The 18,183-nt window shown below is 30.3% G+C and carries 16 protein-coding genes; 8 read left to right on the top strand and 8 right to left on the bottom strand.

What is annotated here, in order from left to right; all coding sequences use genetic code 11:
• Positions 1-16: 16 nt before the first annotated feature.
• Together JK634_RS03845 and JK634_RS03840 are read right to left on the bottom strand one after the other, a co-directional pair.
• On the bottom strand, positions 17-937 hold the full coding sequence (locus JK634_RS03845) for a hypothetical protein (protein WP_202766303.1): 921 nt from the start codon (positions 935-937) through the stop codon (positions 17-19).
• Between the two features lie 243 nt (positions 938-1,180).
• Positions 1,181-1,345 (bottom strand): hypothetical protein, encoded by a 165-nt coding sequence (locus JK634_RS03840; RefSeq protein WP_202766616.1) that lies wholly within the window; start codon positions 1,343-1,345, stop codon positions 1,181-1,183.
• A gap of 179 nt (positions 1,346-1,524) precedes the next feature.
• Here JK634_RS03840 and miaB point away from each other — a divergent pair, with 179 nt between their 5' ends.
• The 6 genes from miaB (at position 1,525) to JK634_RS03810 (ending at position 10,200) form a co-directional block, all read left to right on the top strand.
• The gene (miaB, locus tag JK634_RS03835; protein WP_202766302.1) at positions 1,525-2,859 is read left to right on the top strand and encodes a tRNA (N6-isopentenyl adenosine(37)-C2)-methylthiotransferase MiaB; all 1,335 of its coding nucleotides are present in this window, start codon (positions 1,525-1,527) and stop codon (positions 2,857-2,859) included.
• Between the two features lie 200 nt (positions 2,860-3,059).
• Positions 3,060-5,699, top strand: a complete 2,640-nt coding sequence (gene mutS, locus JK634_RS03830; RefSeq protein WP_202766301.1) for a DNA mismatch repair protein MutS — start codon at positions 3,060-3,062, stop codon at positions 5,697-5,699.
• A gap of 22 nt (positions 5,700-5,721) precedes the next feature.
• Complete coding sequence (gene mutL, locus JK634_RS03825) at positions 5,722-7,617, top strand: DNA mismatch repair endonuclease MutL (RefSeq protein WP_202766300.1); 1,896 nt, start codon at positions 5,722-5,724, stop codon at positions 7,615-7,617.
• Between the two features lie 9 nt (positions 7,618-7,626).
• Complete coding sequence (miaA, locus tag JK634_RS03820; RefSeq protein WP_202766299.1) at positions 7,627-8,553, top strand: tRNA (adenosine(37)-N6)-dimethylallyltransferase MiaA; 927 nt, start codon at positions 7,627-7,629, stop codon at positions 8,551-8,553.
• Positions 8,554-8,605: 52 nt separating this feature from the next.
• Positions 8,606-8,842 carry an RNA chaperone Hfq gene (hfq, locus tag JK634_RS03815; protein ID WP_202766298.1) on the top strand — a complete coding sequence of 79 codons (237 nt, stop codon included), beginning with the start codon at positions 8,606-8,608 and terminating at the stop codon, positions 8,840-8,842.
• A gap of 71 nt (positions 8,843-8,913) precedes the next feature.
• Positions 8,914-10,200: a methionine gamma-lyase family protein gene (locus tag JK634_RS03810; RefSeq protein ID WP_202766297.1), complete on the top strand. Its 1,287-nt coding sequence runs from the start codon at positions 8,914-8,916 to the stop codon at positions 10,198-10,200.
• A gap of 34 nt (positions 10,201-10,234) precedes the next feature.
• Here the strand turns inward: JK634_RS03810 and lexA are convergent, their stop codons facing one another.
• Complete coding sequence (lexA, locus tag JK634_RS03805) at positions 10,235-10,834, bottom strand: transcriptional repressor LexA (protein WP_202766296.1); 600 nt, start codon at positions 10,832-10,834, stop codon at positions 10,235-10,237.
• A 140-nt stretch (positions 10,835-10,974) separates the two neighbouring features.
• Between lexA and JK634_RS03800 the strand changes: the two genes are divergently transcribed.
• Positions 10,975-11,406: a hypothetical protein gene (locus JK634_RS03800; RefSeq protein WP_202766295.1), complete on the top strand. Its 432-nt coding sequence runs from the start codon at positions 10,975-10,977 to the stop codon at positions 11,404-11,406.
• A gap of 136 nt (positions 11,407-11,542) precedes the next feature.
• Here JK634_RS03800 and JK634_RS03795 read toward each other — a convergent pair whose 3' ends face one another.
• Entirely contained in the window at positions 11,543-12,535 is a 993-nt protein-coding gene (locus JK634_RS03795; RefSeq protein ID WP_202766294.1) for a tyrosine recombinase XerC, read from the bottom strand.
• Positions 12,536-12,910: 375 nt separating this feature from the next.
• Here JK634_RS03795 and JK634_RS03790 point away from each other — a divergent pair, with 375 nt between their 5' ends.
• Positions 12,911-13,789: a coiled-coil domain-containing protein gene (locus tag JK634_RS03790; protein ID WP_202766293.1), complete on the top strand. Its 879-nt coding sequence runs from the start codon at positions 12,911-12,913 to the stop codon at positions 13,787-13,789.
• Positions 13,790-13,975: 186 nt separating this feature from the next.
• Here JK634_RS03790 and JK634_RS03785 read toward each other — a convergent pair whose 3' ends face one another.
• From JK634_RS03785 to JK634_RS20625, 4 genes are all read right to left on the bottom strand, one after another.
• Entirely contained in the window at positions 13,976-14,836 is an 861-nt protein-coding gene (locus JK634_RS03785) for an alpha/beta hydrolase (protein ID WP_202766292.1), read from the bottom strand.
• A gap of 93 nt (positions 14,837-14,929) precedes the next feature.
• Positions 14,930-15,739, bottom strand: a complete 810-nt coding sequence (locus JK634_RS03780; RefSeq protein WP_202766291.1) for a phosphotransferase — start codon at positions 15,737-15,739, stop codon at positions 14,930-14,932.
• 16 nt (positions 15,740-15,755) lie between these two features.
• Positions 15,756-16,376, bottom strand: coding sequence for an HD domain-containing protein (locus JK634_RS03775; RefSeq protein ID WP_202766290.1), 621 nt, complete (start codon positions 16,374-16,376; stop codon positions 15,756-15,758).
• 45 nt (positions 16,377-16,421) lie between these two features.
• Positions 16,422-17,213 (bottom strand): B12-binding domain-containing radical SAM protein, encoded by a 792-nt coding sequence (locus tag JK634_RS20625; protein ID WP_420839034.1) that lies wholly within the window; start codon positions 17,211-17,213, stop codon positions 16,422-16,424.
• Between the last annotated feature and the right edge of the window lie 970 nt (positions 17,214-18,183).

Genomic DNA, 18,183 nt, shown 5'->3' with positions numbered 1-18,183 from the left:
TTGCTCCTATCTCTTTCTATTTCTTTTCTATTCTTGGCAAAACACTTTTTGTATCACCTTTTATTGGAAAAATAAAAATTAAAAAGCCTATAAATGCAATGAATAGACTTAATTTTACGTTTAGTCTAAACATCGCTGCTAGTCCAGAAATACCAAATAGACCTTTTAAGTCACTATACTCTATAGTGGTACCATGCTGTAGCATCATAATTTCAACAACCATAAGTTGAGAAATTATTACAGAAATAAAAGTACATGCAGCTATAATCCATCTTGTTGCAGTACCTAATTTACCTTTAAAAAAATAATAAGATTTTAATAATCCAAAGCTTAAGAAAATAGAGAAAATCGCTGCTAAACTATCATCTAAATACATTTGAGCCAAGCTCCAAAGTATGGAGATTATAATGCCACCTATTAACGCACCGATTGTTCCTCTAAAATAGTTTTTATCTTCTGATTCATATTCTTTTGCTGCCGTTTGGAGCATTTGGACCTCTTGGGTGTAACATTCACTGTGTGCTGAATACATTATATTTTCAAAGTAAATAGTTTCATTTGCATTATCATGACCACAGAATATGCAGCATTCCTTACCTTTTATTCCTAAAGAGTTTAAAAGATTAGTTAACTCAAGTAATAAATTATTCATAGTTTCAATTTTGGTGCGTCTATAATTCTCTTTAAATTTTATAATTAACACATCATGATCGAATAAAAAACTACTAATTTTTAATAGCTTCTTATTGTTAGTTAAATGATTTAAAACCTGGTTCTTACTTTCTTCACTAATGGATGGTAATGGACAAATAAAAATTTTCACTCCTTGTCCAGAAATCACAGTAAATAAGTAGTTGTTCTCTTCTCCAGATGCAATATTTTTTTCGAATTTCCAACCTTTTTGTGAAGCAAATTCTTTAAGTTTTGAAAGTGCCATTTAATTATATCTCCTTAAAGTATAAAATTTATCTTATATTCTAATAAATAGATAGTGTACATTTTTAAAATCAAACAAGATAATCAATTGAAGATTATAACAATATTACTGTTACATCGTTTTATATTACTATTGTATAAAAAAACTATATGATTTTACAAGTATTGGCAGCTGTAGAATTATAAAAAAAGCCTATGGAATTTCACATCCTATAGGCTTATTAGTTTGAAAATATCCTGGGGATTATAACAAATCATCAGTTGGTACGTAGGAAGTTTTAGTACCTAGTACAGATGATGTTAGCTTATCATTAAAATATCCCCTATCACTTATGTCACGTTTTTTATCCTTTGTATTTTCTGGATTAACATACTTATCTGGATGATCTGTTACTTTAGCATCATACATACTATCACTCCTTTTATGATAGTATTCTTCTTTTTTATATTTTTTATGAATAATTTATACATCAATTTTATTAAACTCTTTCAAAATCTCTATAAATTATATATAATTATTTAATGAACAAAATTTATAATCGAAAGATTAAAGGATAAACCTTGAATTATTTTATAAGGAGTGTAAAGATGTTACAAAATACTGAATTAAAATACTATATTGAAACTTGGGGTTGCCAAATGAATGAGGAAGACTCCGAAAAACTATCTGGAATGCTTAAAAGAATTGGCTATTCTAATACTGAGGTAAAAGAAGAAGCTGACATTATTATATTTAACACATGTTGTGTAAGAGAAAATGCTGAAAATAAAGTTTTCGGCAATCTTGGACTATTAAAAGCAATGAAGGAAAAGAAGCCTAATTTAATAATAGCTATATGTGGTTGTATGATGCAGCAAAAAGATATGGCAGATAAGGTACTTAAGACCTTCCCATATGTAGACATAATATTTGGTACTCATAATTCATATAAGTTCCCTGAGTACTTAGATATGGTGCAAAAAGAAGGAGTTCAAATTAAGGAAATCATAAATAAGGAAGAAGGAATAGTAGAAGGACTTCCTATAGATAGAAAGAGCGATGTAAAAGCTTTTGTAACTATCATGTATGGATGTAATAATTTCTGTACTTATTGTATAGTTCCTTATGTTAGAGGAAGAGAAAGAAGTAGAAAAGTTGATGATATACTTAAAGAAGTAAAGGAATTAGTTAGCTTAGGCTATAAAGAAGTAACTTTACTTGGACAAAATGTTAACTCCTTCGGAAAAGACTTAGGAGATGATATGACCTTTGCTAAATTACTAAGAGTTGTAAATGAAGTTGAAGGTTTAGAAAGAATAAGGTTTATGACTTCTCATCCTAAAGACTTAACTGACGATGTAATTCAAGCAGTAAAAGAATGCGATAAGTTATGTGAGCAAATTCACTTACCAGTTCAAAGTGGATCTTCTAGAGTATTAAAGGAAATGAATAGAAGCTACACTAAAGAACAATATTTAGAACTTGCTAGGAAAATAAGAAAAGAAATACCAGGAGTTTCAATATCTACTGATATTATAATAGGTTTCCCTGGTGAAACAGAAGAAGACTTCTTAGATACGTTAGATTTAGTTAAAGAAGTTGAGTACGATTCTGCATTTACATTCATATATTCTAGAAGAAATAATACACCAGCTGATAGAATGGAAAATCAAATTTCTGAAGAAATAAAACATGAGAGATTTAATAGACTAGTTAAGCAAGTGAATGAGATTGTTGAAAAGAGAAATAAGGAATATAATGGAGAAGTAGTAGAAGTTCTTGTAGAAGGTAAGAGTAAAAATCAAGAAGATAGATTAATGGGAAGAACAAGAAACGGAAGACTTGTTAATTTTGAAGGTAGTCAAGAAAATATAGGCAAGCTTGTAAATGTAAAAATAACAAAAGCTGGATCATTTTCACTTACTGGAGAAGAGTATAAATAAATTTATAACTATAGGGTTTTTTATAGGAAACTTAACTTATACTTGTTTGAAAATGTCGGTTTCTGGACATTTTCAGGCATGAATAAGTTATTAGTTGAACTTAAAACCCTATAAGGAATTCTAAGTTAAGCATATGCTTACTTAGAGTTCCTATAATAAAAGCTCTTTCATAGGGCTTTTATATTTATTAGGAGGTTTGTATGGGATTAACTCCAATGATGCAACAATATTTTGAGATTAAAGAGAATTATAAGGATTGCATTCTGTTTTTTAGACTTGGGGATTTTTATGAAATGTTTTTCCAAGATGCTGAAATTGCTTCAAAAGAATTAGAATTAGTTCTTACTGGAAGAGATTGTGGTCTTGAAAATAGAGCTCCAATGTGTGGTATACCTTATCATGCATCTAGTAACTATATAGGTAGACTTATAACTAAAGGGTATAAAGTAGCTATATGCGAACAGGTTGAAGATCCTGCTTTAGCTAAAGGAATAGTTAAAAGGGATGTAATTAAGGTAATTACACCTGGTACTTTTAATGATACAGCTTTTATTGATGACAGTAAAAATAATTATATAATGGCTCTATATTTTAATAATAATGAATTTGCACTATCTTCCTCTGATATATCTACTGGAGAATTTAAATGCACAAAGTTTTCTAATAACTTTGCGTTGGTGCAGGATGAAATAGCTAAATTTAAGCCTTCAGAGATAATAATAAATAAACTATTTGAAGAAAACTTAAGAAGTAAGTTAACAGAGGCATATCAAGGATTGTTTACAGTAAAAGAGGAAGAATACTTCTCGGAAGATTTTACTGACTTTGATAATCAATTTAAGAATACTGAAACTAATGAATTAAATTCATTTATCAAGGTTTCAGCAAATGGATTAATAAAGTACATAAATGAAACTCAGAAGATTACGCTATCTAATATAACTTCTATTGAAATATATGAAATTGAAGATTATATGACATTAGATTCCTCTTCTAGAAGAAATTTAGAGCTTACTGAAAGCTTAAGGGAGAAGAATAAAAGGGGTTCCCTACTTTGGGTTTTAGACAAAACTAAAACAGCAATGGGTTCTAGAACCTTAAGACGTTTTATTGAGGAACCATTAATAAATAAAAATAGAATAGAAAATAGATTACAAGCAGTTCACGAACTTACAGATTCGATTTCTATGCTAGAAGAACTTAGAGAAGCATTAGACTCTATTTACGATATAGAACGTATTATAGGAAAGATATCAAATAGAAATGTAACGCCTAAGGATTTAATTAGTTTAAAACTATCCTTGAATAAAGTTCCGGAAATTAAGGATATTATATCTAACTTTGATGCATTACTTTTCAAAGAGTATTATATGAAAATTGATGAATTAAAGGATATAAAGGAACTTCTTGAGAAGGCTATTTTAGATGACCCATCTCTTACTATTAAAGAAGGTGGAATAATAAAAGATGGCTACGACGAAGAAATAGATAGATTAAAAAATGCTAAGCTTAGAGGTAAGGAATGGATTGCTTCTCTTGAGAATAATGAAAGAGAAGTAACTGGAATTAAATCCCTTAAGGTTGGTTATAATAAGGTTTTCGGATATTATATTGAAATTAGTAAGGCTAACTTTAGTTCTATTCCGGAAGGCAGATATATTAGAAAGCAAACACTTTCAAATGCGGAAAGATTTATAACTGATGAACTTAAGAAGATTGAAGACGATATTCTAGGTGCTGAAGATAAATTAGTGAATTTAGAATATCAAGCCTTCTGCGATATTAGAGATAAAGTAGATTTATCTATAGAGAGACTTAAAATAACAGCTAGAATTATTTCTGAACTTGACGTTTTAAGTACTTTTGGAAAGATATCTTTGGAAAATAATTATGTTAAGCCTTCTTTGAATGAAAAAGGAATAACAAACATTATAGAAGGAAGACATCCTGTAGTAGAAAAGGTTATTCCTTCTGGAGAGTTTATATCAAATGATACTAAGCTAAACTCAGAAGATAATCAGCTTTTAATTATTACTGGACCAAACATGGCTGGTAAATCTACTTATATGAGACAGGTAGCATTAATTACTCTTATGGCTCAAGTAGGTTGCTTTGTTCCAGCTAAAGAAGCTAATATTGGTATATGTGATAAGATATTTACTAGAATTGGTGCATCGGATGATTTGGCTGGCGGAAAGTCTACCTTCATGGTTGAAATGTGGGAGGTTTCTAATATTCTTAAGAATACAACTTCTAATTCACTTGTACTTTTAGATGAAGTAGGAAGGGGTACCTCTACATATGATGGATTAAGTATTGCTTGGGCTGTTATAGAACACTTATCTAAAGGAAATATAAAGCCAAGAACTCTTTTTGCTACACATTACCATGAATTAACTCAGCTGGAGGATAAAATTTCAGGAGTTAAGAACTATTCTGTAGCAGTTAAAGAACTTCAAGACAATATTATATTCCTAAGAAAGATTATACCAGGAGGGGCTGACCAATCTTATGGTATTGAGGTTGCAAAGCTTGCTGGATTACCTAAGAATGTAATTGAGAGAGCTAAAGAAATTTTACTTAATTTAGAAAGTAATATGAAATCTAAAGAAGAAATCAGTATAAGTAGTAATAGTGAAGTTACTAATAAAACAGCTAACCATGAGGTTAAACCAAAAGAAAAAATTAAGAAAACTGAAACAATGCAGCTTGATTTTACAGCTATAGAAAAGGATAGCTTTATAAATGAAGTTGCTTCACTAGATGTTTTAAATATGACTCCAATGGATGCTATGAATAGACTCTATAAACTAATTAAGGATGCAAAGGAAATACTATAAATTTAATGTGAGGTGATGGGGATTGAAGAGAATAAATATTTTAGATGATAATACTTCAAATAAAATAGCAGCTGGTGAAGTAGTTGAGAGACCTTCCTCTGTGGTTAAGGAGCTAGTAGAAAACTCAATAGATGCTAATAGTAAGAACATTATAGTTGAGATAGAAAATGGCGGAGAAACACTTATTAAAGTAATAGATGATGGTGATGGAATACATCCAGAGGATATTTCAAAAGCATTTCTTCCCCATGCAACTTCTAAGATTAAAACTGTTGAGGATATATATTCTATAAGTACATTAGGTTTTAGGGGGGAAGCTTTGCCATCAATTGCTTCAGTGTCTAAAACTCTTCTAAAATCTAAACCTAGGGATGTAGAAACAGGCAATGAGATATCTATAACTGGTGGTAATATTGATTATATTACTGAAAGTGGAGTTAATTATGGAACTACAATAGAAGTTAGAGATATATTTTATAATGTACCTGCTAGAAAGAAGTTTCTTAAATCCTCTTCTAGGGAAGCTGCGTTAATTAATGATATAATTACTAGAATTGCAATATCTAATCCTGATATATCATTTACATTAACTGCAAATGGTAAGAAGATGCTTAATACATATGGTAATGGAAAGATAGAAGATGTAATTAGAAATATTTATGGAAAAACAATCTTAGATAATGTGACATATTTTCAAGGTGCTAATGATACCTTAACTATTCATGGCTATATAGGTAGTGAAGAAATATCAAGAGGCAGCAGAAATAATCAAAGTATTTATATTAACGGAAGATATATTAAAAACAAAACTATTACTGCAGCTGTAGAAACTGCTTTTAAATCTTTTGCTACAGTTAATAAGTATCCATTTTTTATTATAAACGTAGAAACTTATCCTGAATTTGTAGATGTTAATATACATCCAACAAAAGCAGAAGTTAAATTTAAAGATGAGAGAGAATTATTTAAGATAATATTTGATACTGTACATAATAAGCTTAAAGAAAATGTTAGGTCATCCTTTATGGAGGATGAAATTAATAGAGATTCTGAAGAAAAGCTTGAAAATTTAAGTTTTTCACTTGAATATGAAAAGCAAGCAAATGCAGCAACAGAAAGAGCGTCATATTTTAAAAATACTTACTATGAAGAGCCAAGCGTAATAGTAGAGGTTAAAATACCTGTTGATTTAAAAAATGATGTAGCAAAAGAAGAAGACAACGGCGATTTTAAGGAAATAATAGAGGATGTAAAGGACGAGATAAGTGAACCCTCATCTTCTATAAATGAGGATACTTCAAAGGTTACTTATGAAAGTAGAGTTCAGAGTACGCCTAAAATACCTCCTCTTAATGTAATTGGTCAATTTAATAAAACTTATATCTTGTGCGAGTATGCTGATACATTATATGTGATAGATCAACATGCTGCGCATGAAAAATATCTTTTTGAAAAATACTATAAAGATATAAAAAATAGACATGTAGAGATTCAACCATTATTAATACCAAGTATAATTCAACTTACTTTAGATGATTATGTATATTATGAAGACAACATGGAAATATTTAAAAATGCAGGCTTTGTAATTGAACCTTTTGGTATTAACACAGTATCAGTTAAAGAGGTTCCATATTTCTTAGGTAAGCTTGACCCTAAAGGATTGTTTTTAAGTATTTTAGATAACTTAAAAAATCTTGGTACTGGTCAGACTATAGAGGTAAAATACAATAGAATAGCCACTCTTTCATGTAAATCTGCAGTAAAAGCAAATAACGAATTAACTATTGAAGAAATGAAAAGCTTGGTTAATGATATGAGAGAGATGGAGGATCCTTACCATTGTCCTCATGGAAGACCAACAATCATTAAGTTAACTAATTATGAACTAGAAAAGCGATTTAGAAGAATAACCTAAGGAGTATATATGAATAATAAACTTTTAGTAATTGCAGGGCCAACAGCAGTAGGAAAGAGTGAGACTGCTGTAACTTTAGCAAAAAATTTAAATGGGGAAATAATATCAGCAGATTCAATGCAGATATATAAGTATATGGATATTGGATCAGCCAAAATTACTAAAGAAGAAATGGACGGTATTCCTCATTACATGATTGACTTTTTAGACCCCAGTGAAGAATATACAGTTTCTGAATATAAAGATGCTGTTATTAATATAATTGAAGACATACACTCAAGAGGTAAGTTACCTATTATTGTTGGTGGGACAGGATTATATATTAATTCTATAATTTGTAACATGACCTTTGCAGAAGGGGAAAAGGATGAAGAATATAGAGCTTATTTAAATGATTTAGCTGAACGTAATGGGAATGAGTATATACACAATATGCTAAAAGAAGTTGACAAAGTAAGTGCAGATACAATTCATTATAATAATAGAAAAAGAGTAATTAGAGCACTTGAAGTTTTTCATTTAACTAAAAAACCTTTTTCTTCCTTTGATATTGGTGATAGCATTTATACATGTAAGTATGATTTATATTATTATGTCTTAAATATGCCAAGAAATGAACTTTATGCAAGAATAAATCAAAGAGTAGACATAATGATGGATTTAGGCCTCTTAAAGGAAGTTGAGGACTTAAAAGCTAAAGGCCTTAATGAGAATATGCAATCCATGAAGGGAATTGGATATAAAGAGTTATTTGAGTATTTAAATGATAAAGTCTCACTTGAGGATGCTATAAATAGCATAAAGCAGGGCAGTAGAAATTATGCAAAAAGACAGCTTACATGGTTTAGAAAAGACCCAAGAGCTAAGTTTATTAATAGAGAAGAATTTAAGAATCAAGATGAAATTGTAACCAAAATAACTAATGACATTATGTAAAGTAAAGAGTATAATAGAATTAATTCGTTAATGAATATGGAGGATGAGTTGAATGAATAAGCAAAGTAATAATTTGCAAGATATATTTTTAAATGGTGCTAGAAAGAATAAAATCGCAGTTATCGTATACTTAACAAATGGTTTTCAATTAAAGGGATATGTAAAAGGTTTTGATTCCTTTACTGTAGTATTAGATTCTGATGGCAAGCAAATGATGATATATAAACATGCAATTTCAACTATAAACCCAGCTAAACCAATTTTGTTTAATAATGAAACAACAGTATAAAATACTCTCTATGCTCTGCATAGAGAGCTTTTATTTGAGTCTGGGAATAAATTAAGTGGAGGACATTTTTAATGCTAGATTTAACAGTAAAATATTTAAAAGAACAATATAAGATTAATGATGAAACTTTAGATTTATATTCAAAAGCAATGGAGGATATAAAAGGAGAGTTTGAAATATATGATGAAATAAGAGAATATAATCAGTTTAAAGTTCTAAAAGCTCTTCAAGAAGAGAGGATAAGTGATTCTCATTTCACTAACTCATCAGGATATGGATATGGAGACATAGGAAGAGATTCATTAGATAAGGTTTATGCTAGGATATTTAATTGTGAAAGTGCGCTAGTTAGACCTCATTTTGTAAATGGAACACATGCAATTGGGGCAGCTTTATTTGGTAACTTAAGACCAAAGGATACATTGCTAACAGTTACAGGAACCCCTTATGATACTTTACATAACATTATAGGAATTGAAGTAGAAGAGAATATTGGATCTTTAAAGGATTATGGAGTTAATTATAAGCAAATAGATTTAAAAGATGGATATTTTGATTTAGATAAAATAGCTTATGAATTAAAAAATGATCCATCAATTAAGATGGTACATATGCAAAGAAGTACAGGCTATGGTTGGAGAAACTCTTTTAATATAAAAGATTTGGAAGTTGCTATATCACATATAAAGAGCATAAGACAGGATGTTATAGTTTTTGTTGATAATTGCTATGGTGAATTTATAGAAACTTTAGAACCTACTGATGTTGGAGCAGACTTAATTGCAGGCTCATTAATCAAAAATATAGGTGGAGGTATTGCTCCTACAGGAGGATATATTGCTGGAAAAGAAGAGTGCGTTGTTCAAAGCTCCTATAGATTAACTATCCCTGGAATAGGAGGGGAGTGTGGTTCTACTTTTGGTGTAATGAGAAGTTTTTACCAAGGATTGTTTTTGGCACCACATGTAGCAATGGAAGCGGTAAAGGGAGCAGTGTTCTGTGCAAGAATAATGGAACTTGCAGGATTTGAAGTGTTGCCTAAATATAATCATAGAAGAAGTGATATAATTCAGGCAGTTAAGTTTGGAAATGAGGAAAAGCTTATTGCTTTCTGTAAGGGGATTCAAAAAGGTTCTCCAATAGACTCATTTGTAGAATGTGAGCCATGGGATATGCCTGGATATAAGGATCAAGTTATAATGGCAGCTGGGGCATTTATACAAGGCTCAAGTATTGAATTATCAGCAGATGCACCAATTAGAGAACCATATATAGCTTATTTACAGGGTGGTTTAACTTTTGATCACGCAAAGCTTGGAATAATGATTGCTTTATCTAAGGTTTTAGAAATAAAATAAAGAAAAAATACTGGCTAAATGCCAGTATTTTTTCTTAATATGCTCTAAAAAGTCCAACAAGCTTACCTAAAATTGAACAATCATTAACTATAATAGGTTCCATTGTACTATTTTCAGGTTGTAGTCTTATTCTTCCTTTTTCTTTGAAAAATCTCTTAATTGTAGCTTCATTATCGATTAATGCAACAACGATTTCGCCATTTAAAGCAGTTTGACATTGCTCAATTATAGCTAAATCTCCATCGTTGATTCCAGCTTCAATCATACTTTCGCCAGATACTTTAAGCATAAATAGTTCGCGATCATGCTTAATATAATCTATTGGTATTGGGAATGAGTCTTCAACATTCTCAGTTGCTAAAATAGGTACTCCAGCAGTAACCTTTCCTACTAAAGGTATGTTAATCATTTCCCTTTTAGGAGAGTTTAGTTCAAGGATCTCTAAGGCTCTTGGTTTAGTAGGGTCTCTACGAATTAAACCCTTCTTTTCAAGTCTTTTTAAATGTCCATGTACAGTTGAAGTAGATTTAAGACTTACGGCATCACATATTTCTCTTACTGAAGGTGGATACCCTTTATTTTCTGTATAAATTTTAAGAAAATCATATATTTCAGTTTGTTTATCCTTAGACATAGTTAACACCTCTCTAACATATGTTCCCATTATAGCATAGTATATATAATTAATCAAACTTGTGTTCTCATAAAAAATTTGCTTATATCGTTCTTATTTGTTATAATCTCTAAAGAATGATTTAAAGAGGAGTAGTGTGCATGAGAGAAATTTGTATATTTAATTCAAATAAGAAGTGTAATGACTGTGGTGAATGTGATTATTGCGTTTATGATAATAAAAAGATTTGCAACAATTGTGGTAAATGCTTAGAAGATGAAGGAATAGATATAAAAGCAATTAGAATAGAAGAGATAGCAAAAAATGTTGAAGAGAATGATTTTGTTGAAAATGAATTTGTCGAAGATGAATTTGTAGAAGTAGAAGAGTCTGATGATACTCAAGATGATGAGGCTGACTTTGAAGAAGATGTGGAATTGGCATTCACAGAATCTAATGAGGAGTACGAAGATGCTTGGGATCATATTGAATATGTAGAAGATTTAGATGGGTTAGTGGAAGATGAAACTTATTTAGAAGAAAATTCAAATGAGGTTTTTCCAGGCTTAAGAAGGATAAAAGGAAATATATAGAAATTAAAAGGTGTGCTTTGTATTTGAAGTACACCTTTTTTATTTAATGTTCTGTTTTTGTTTACTCGATAAATTTTAAGAATATTATACATTTTAAATACATAGTAATACATTGTAATCACGTGTATTACATTGCTTATTTTAAGTTTGCAAGTGGGTTAGACTTAACAGCTTTTCTTAGATCTTCATCATCTACGTGGGTGTAGATTTGAGTAGTAGAGATGTTTTCGTGGCCTAAAATATCTTGCAAACTCCTAATATCAACGTTTCCGTGCTTATACATTAGTGTTGCAGCGGTGTGTCTTAGCTTATGAGGAGTGTATTTTGCATCTGTTAAACCTGCATCTTGAGTGTATTTTTTAACTATTTTCTCAACACTTCTTTTGGTGATTCTGGTACCGTAAGAGCTGATAAATAGGGCATCTTCGCCATCTAGAGTCTTTGTTTTCAACTTAACTCTATCCTTCATATAATCATCGATGGATTTGAGTGCTGCAGGGGTTAAATAAACGGTTCTTTCCTTATTACCTTTACCGATTATATTCAAGGTATCACCTTTGAGTTTTGAAATATTAATGCTGCAAAGCTCTGAAACTCGCAATCCGCAATTTAAAAACAGTGTAATCATACAGTGATCCCTGGTGTAATATTTATACGTTCTATCCATTGAATCCAGTAGTGTAAGAGACTGATCTAAAGTCAGGTAAATAGGGTGTCTAGAGCTGATTTTAGGCGATTCTAACTCTAATGCGGGGTTATCTTTTATTATACCTGCCTTACCGGTTAAGAACTTAAAGAAAGATTTAAGTGCAGCAACCTTTCGAGCTCTTGCGTATGTACCGTTTTCTCTTTGTTTCTCTGTGAATGATAAGAAGGCATACATGTCCGAAAGTCTTATTTTATTTATGAAATCAGCGTCGATATCCTTGATACTTACTTGGTTGAACTCAATATTTTGCTCAGAACGGCCCTTGTATATCATTAAAAATCTAAAAAACATAGATAAATCAATTTTGTATCCGTCGATTGTATTTAAAGATTTACCTTTGATCGTTTCTAAATAATTTAGAAAATCATTTAAATCTGGTGGTAAATCGTTGTTTTTCATGGTTTCTATGTAATATTTCAAGTGAAAAACCTCCTAATAATGTCATTAATATAATTTTACAGGAATTTTATATAAATTACAACAATAAGTTCGCTAAATGTATATTTAGCGAACATTTTTATACGAGTTTTTAGGAGAAATTGATATAATTCTTAATTCATGCACTTTTACACCTGCTTTAAAAACCTATCTTCTTTTATGTGTAATTGATTTTAATAGAAAAATAAACTTGAAAATAACTAAATGTACATTTGCATGCATTTAAATGCGTTCAGATTTGAAATCTCGTCAGAATTGATGCTTATAAAAATAATTAATTATATACTTTCGAGAATTCTTGAACATGTAATACACATGTATTATAATGTAGTATATAGTATTACATAGGAGGAAAACATGGCAGATTTAAAGGCAACAACAATGAGATTATCAGAAGAAACAATTAAGAATTTTAGAGAGGTAGCTGAAAAAGAAGGCATAACTCAGGAACAATGTATGGCAAGTTTGCTTCAAGTGTTTGAGATGCAGCAAGCTAAAAGTACTCTAAAAGATAGAAAAAGAGAAATCGAAACCTTTGAGGAATATGTATCTAGACTTCAGAATCTTTACTTAGCTTCTTTAGAAATGAATGTTACGGCTGAAGAAAAAATAAGTAAAGAGCTATCTGAGAAACTTAATGAAAAAAATGAGGTTATACTATCATTAAATAAAGAGATAAATAATTTAAAAAATCAAATATCAGAAATTAAAGAAACAAATAAAAGACTTGAGGAAAGTCTAAAAGAAAAAGATTCTGTTACAAAATCTACTGAAGAATTAAATGCACAAAATAAATTCTTATTAAATCAAATTAATAAGGAAAATGAAATGTTATATAGTAAAATAGATGAACTTAAAAGTTTAGAAGACAAATTTTCTAGTCTTAGTTTAGAGAATAAAAAACTTAATGGTGACTTCTCTACTCTATCTTCTAAGCTGGCTGAGAAAGATATGTATATATCATCTTTATTAGATAAGATCTCTTTTCTAGAATCAAATCTAGAACACTCTACAAGTGATATTAAAGCTATAAGGCTAGAACATAAAGAAGAAATTCAAAATATATCTAAAGTTCATAATTTAGATAAAGAAAATTCCTTAAAACAACAAAAAGAAAACTTGCAGGAATACTACTCTAGAAAAATTGAAATGGAAATTGAACATATAAAATTAATTAAAGATACAGAAATTAAAAACTTACAAGATAAACTAGAAGGTTTTAAGAATAACAAATAAGTGAACTTTTGGGGATGTGTACTACACTTCCCTACTTTATTTTGCTGATTAAAAATGAGGTTAATATAAGTTTATAAGACTAACTACTCTTCTCTACCATATATGAGATTTATATAAAAACACTTGGATGAAAAATTAAGTTCACCCAAGTGTAATTTGTTATTTATGGAATTAATAAACGAAATATTATAAGCCTCGAAGCCAATTTTCACAAAGTTTTGGCCAGATTGCTACCGTAGGTTCATCCTCACCTAATCCTAAACCATGGGGACCTTTGGAGAATATATGAAAATCAAATGGTAGATTTAGCTCATTTAGAGCTTGAGCAAAAAGTAAGTTTTGGCGCTGAAAATTCCAGTGATCGGTGGCTGTAATCCATAGAAAAGTCGGTGGTGTTTTCGCAGTAACATGTTTATGATTTGAAGTAAAGTCTATAAACTCATCCACTGTAATATCTTTTGTTAATAGAGAATCTGGTGGCAAATTTTCCTTGGAAAAGGGGGATGTCTCAGCATAACATAAAATGATCGCATTAAGTTTAGAACTCGTTTGATCAATCGGATCGTTAAAATCTGGCACTCCCAAAAGCATCTTCATAATTTGTGCATTTCGACTATCCGGTTCTATAATTCCATTATCAAAACGAGTTCCTACAAAAGCGGTGAGATAACCGCCAGCTGAAAATCCTATCATGCCTATCCGGTCCGGATCAATATTAAATTCTTGGGCATGATACCGAATATACTTAACTGCTCGTACTGCATCTTTGGTTGACGTAAATGGAGTAAAAGGAGCAACCCTATAATTTAAAACAAAAGCATTTATTCCTATTTGATTTAGCCATTTTGCAATTGGTTTCCCTTCATTAGACGCTCTAAATTGAAATGATCCGCCCGGGCAAACAATAATTGCAGGGCCTGGTTTCTCCCCTTTTAATAAATAAGGGGTCAGGGTAGGTAACCCTTCGTTATTCAAGTCCCCAATAGTAGAAATTAAGTCGGCATCAGGAACATTTTTTTCCCAAAGTTTTATATCTTTTAATCCCATAGATATTATCCTCCCATTTTAATCTGCGGTTCGGATGACCGCGGCTTTTTTCTGCGTTAACTTTATATAACGATAATCGAAGAACGATACTTATTACTCCCATTCTTCAAAGTGTTCTTCTAAGAAAATAATTTCTTTCTCATAATGCTTTAAGTGCCCCTCTTCTATCATCTTTTCATATGCTATGTTTCCTTGTTTAGCACCAGAAGTTAAGGTATAGCACATTGCTTTGATTCGGCATATAGTCCACTCTTTAAGATTGTTAGGGATTCTCATTCCATATGAATTAAAGAATAGATGAATTCTACGTTTACGCTCTACTCTATGTGATTCTCGAATATATGGTACTGATTTTCCTTTGTTATAATCTATTGAAAAGCTTGCAAGTGGGATAGAAGTATAAAGCATATATACAATATCCCAAATACGTGGGCCAGGCGCAGCTAAATCAAAATCTATTAGTGCTATGGGCTCTTCATCTTTATAAACAATATTATATGGAGCAGCATCATTATGACAAATAACTTCATCTTTCCATTCGTCTATTGCAGGTTGTTTAACTTCGAATGTAGTTTCTGTAGAAGATATTTTGAAATGTTTCACTGCATCATGGTATTTACGTAATAACTCAGCGCTCTTTATAAGAGAATTGTCACTCCATATATACGGCTTAAAATCTGGGTAATAATCACCAGGTACTTCGCCTGAAATAAATGATAGTACTTCTCTACCTTTATCATCTATACCTAGAAACCTCGGAGCACCTTCGAATTCTTGTTTTTCTAAATATATAAGAAGTTCATGAACAAAGGGACTCCAGTTAGTACTACGATGAACAGCATTTCCTTTTCGAACTACTTCATTCACATTGCCTCCATGAAGAATTTCTTCATTATTTCGCATAATAAAATCCCCTTCCTTATAATTCAAAGGTATTCTCTATTACCCCTGGAAGTATACTATAGACCGATTTCCCCATCTTACGTTCAAAATAATCTTTTATTTCAAAGGTTGCTTTCCATTTAAGCGTTGTATATTCGTTTGTTCCATGTCTTAAAACAGCATCAACCAGCCTCTTCTCTATAAGACAATATCCATTTGTAAATGCTAATGCATCGCATAGCTGAATGAGCCTATCATAATCATCATATTGTATATTCTCTAAATACGTTTTTACAAACTTAAATTCTTCTTTAGAACAATCCCAAATACCAAAAGCTGTCTTTATATCTTTACAATCGAAAGAATGGGTTAAACATACTTTTGCAGCTCTCTCAAATCCCTTTTCCATTAAGAAGTTATAACCATCTAGTATGTGTCTTAGATCTGTTACACCATATCTTCTACCTATATCATGTAATAAACCGCATATATAGGCTGTAGTTGGATTTATATCCTCGCAATTTTCAGCTATAAGTTTTGCTGCATTTGCTGCATACTTTGAATGGTCAACCCATTGTCCAGGATTTAAAATTGAAGCTTCGTAAAGAAATGTTTCCGCTTCTTGTAATGTAGGGATACCACCATTATTAGTTGTCATTTTTGTATCCTCCTTGTGCTTATTAAAAGATTAATTATACTAAAACTAACTTTTTGTACCTTTAAGGCTTATCTTATACCCCAAATTTACAATTAAGTTATAAATTATATTAGTTTTAGATTTGCTCATTCTTTTATAAATTGATTTTAAAGAATAGAATTCTCTTCTAAACCACATGTAACCATCAAATAATTCTTCTCTGCTCATATTTTTAGGAATATAAGCCACTCTAGTTTTTCCATTGTAATAACTCCAATCCCCTGTTATTAACCTATTTTCTTCTTTTAACTGAGCATATATTGGTGTTTTAGGTAAAGGTGTCAATATACTTATAGTGGCTCCATCTATCCCTAACTCATTGCAAGCATCTAATGTTTTCTTGAATACATCTTTTTTATCTGTGTCGAATCCAAATATTATTCCTGCTTGTACACAAATATTATTATTATGAATTTTGTCTATTAAACTTTTGTATCTATTAACATCATTTATACCTTTATTTACACTACCTAAACTCTCCTGAGAAAAAGATTCTATTCCAACAAAAAAGTATACACAACCGGCCTCTTTAGCTAATTTTAATAATTCTTCATCTTTACATCTCTCTAATGTTACTTGAGCTGCCCATTTTTTATTAAGCTTTTTTAATTCCACTAATAATTCTTTAGCATAGTTTATATCTCCAAAGAAATTATCATCCCAAAATACAAAAAATTTATTTTTCATAGTCTTTATTTCAAAAATGACTTCATCAATAGGTCTAGTCCTAAATGGCTCACAATAAATCTGCTTTAAATTGCAATAGCTGCATTTATAAGGACATCCTCTTGAAGAGATAACTGCTCCCTTTGTAAAGTGCCTCCTATTGATTTTTTCTAAATCTATTTATTTCCTCATTCTCTGGTGTTATTAAAAGTATTTTTTTCTTCATAGCCAACCCTCCCATAACAATGCCATATAGAATAGTAACTTAGTTGAAATTTTTAGTTCTAGATTTTCTCCATTGATATTTCTTCAAGATATCCAATCATATGGATAAAAGGAAATGTTTTTTTATGCTTATATTAATTTTATAATAATCATTAACACAATTCTACATAATATTCTATTAACTGGAATTTAATTAATTAATCCATTGGATAGAAAAATATACGCATCATGTTCCTCTCTAATATATTTGGGTATTTCATCAAATTAATCATTTCTTAGATAAAAAATAGAAAAAGAAATTATCTGTGGCAAATCAATGGCAATACAAAAAACACCAAGTACGAAACCTAGTGTTTTCAATAGCGAGATAAGTCTATAAGCCGAGTTCTGTATTCCTTCATTGTCGTATCAATGATTGTCTATATTTATCTTTTTGTATCTTGAAAGTATTGATTTCACTGGACTTTATACTAATTTTACATTATATTACATCGATAGTTATCTAATTATATTTTATGGATGGTAGGAAGAATGTAGGAAGTTTCTATATACCCTCATCTTAGTATTTGATCGGTTTTATAGTTACTGGAATATCAATTATAAAATTAACTGAACTCTCATTTTATAATTTCTTTTTGTTTGAAATATCTAATTTGCGTATCAGAAATGTAAGGCTAACTTCCATAGTTATAGAAATCATTCTCACATTATTTTTCTGGTAGTTATTATGATAATAGCAACCAGCTATTTCTTAGGATGCTACATTTTCTTGCAATCAAATGCTTTATAGAAATAGTATCTATATAATAAGTTTTTTACTAATATATTTATATATAAAATACTGTGAGGTGACATGAAACCAATAATTAAATTGAAG

It is taken from the genome of Clostridium paridis (genome assembly GCF_016765615.1).
GTDB lineage: Bacteria > Bacillota > Clostridia > Clostridiales > Clostridiaceae > Clostridium_T > Clostridium_T paridis.
Note: the sequence above shows the minus strand (reverse complement) of the source record. Positions and strands in the feature narration are given on the sequence as shown.

Excerpts from the sequence above, each read along its gene's own strand:
- miaA (WP_202766299.1), top strand. The coding sequence starts at position 7,627 with ATGAATAATAAACTTTTAGTAATTGCAGGGCCAACAGCAGTAGGAAAG.
- hfq (WP_202766298.1), top strand. The coding sequence starts at position 8,606 with ATGAATAAGCAAAGTAATAATTTGCAAGATATATTTTTAAATGGTGCT.
- JK634_RS03840 (WP_202766616.1), bottom strand. The coding sequence starts at position 1,345 with ATGTATGATGCTAAAGTAACAGATCATCCAGATAAGTATGTTAATCCA.
- lexA (WP_202766296.1), bottom strand. The coding sequence starts at position 10,834 with ATGTCTAAGGATAAACAAACTGAAATATATGATTTTCTTAAAATTTAT.
- JK634_RS03780 (WP_202766291.1), bottom strand. The coding sequence starts at position 15,739 with ATGCGAAATAATGAAGAAATTCTTCATGGAGGCAATGTGAATGAAGTA.
- JK634_RS03775 (WP_202766290.1), bottom strand. The coding sequence starts at position 16,376 with ATGACAACTAATAATGGTGGTATCCCTACATTACAAGAAGCGGAAACA.
- JK634_RS03785 (WP_202766292.1), bottom strand. The coding sequence starts at position 14,836 with ATGGGATTAAAAGATATAAAACTTTGGGAAAAAAATGTTCCTGATGCC.
- JK634_RS03800 (WP_202766295.1), top strand. The coding sequence starts at position 10,975 with ATGAGAGAAATTTGTATATTTAATTCAAATAAGAAGTGTAATGACTGT.
- JK634_RS03790 (WP_202766293.1), top strand. The coding sequence starts at position 12,911 with ATGGCAGATTTAAAGGCAACAACAATGAGATTATCAGAAGAAACAATT.
- JK634_RS03810 (WP_202766297.1), top strand. The coding sequence starts at position 8,914 with ATGCTAGATTTAACAGTAAAATATTTAAAAGAACAATATAAGATTAAT.
- miaB (WP_202766302.1), top strand. The coding sequence starts at position 1,525 with ATGTTACAAAATACTGAATTAAAATACTATATTGAAACTTGGGGTTGC.
- JK634_RS03845 (WP_202766303.1), bottom strand. The coding sequence starts at position 937 with ATGGCACTTTCAAAACTTAAAGAATTTGCTTCACAAAAAGGTTGGAAA.
- mutS (WP_202766301.1), top strand. The coding sequence starts at position 3,060 with ATGGGATTAACTCCAATGATGCAACAATATTTTGAGATTAAAGAGAAT.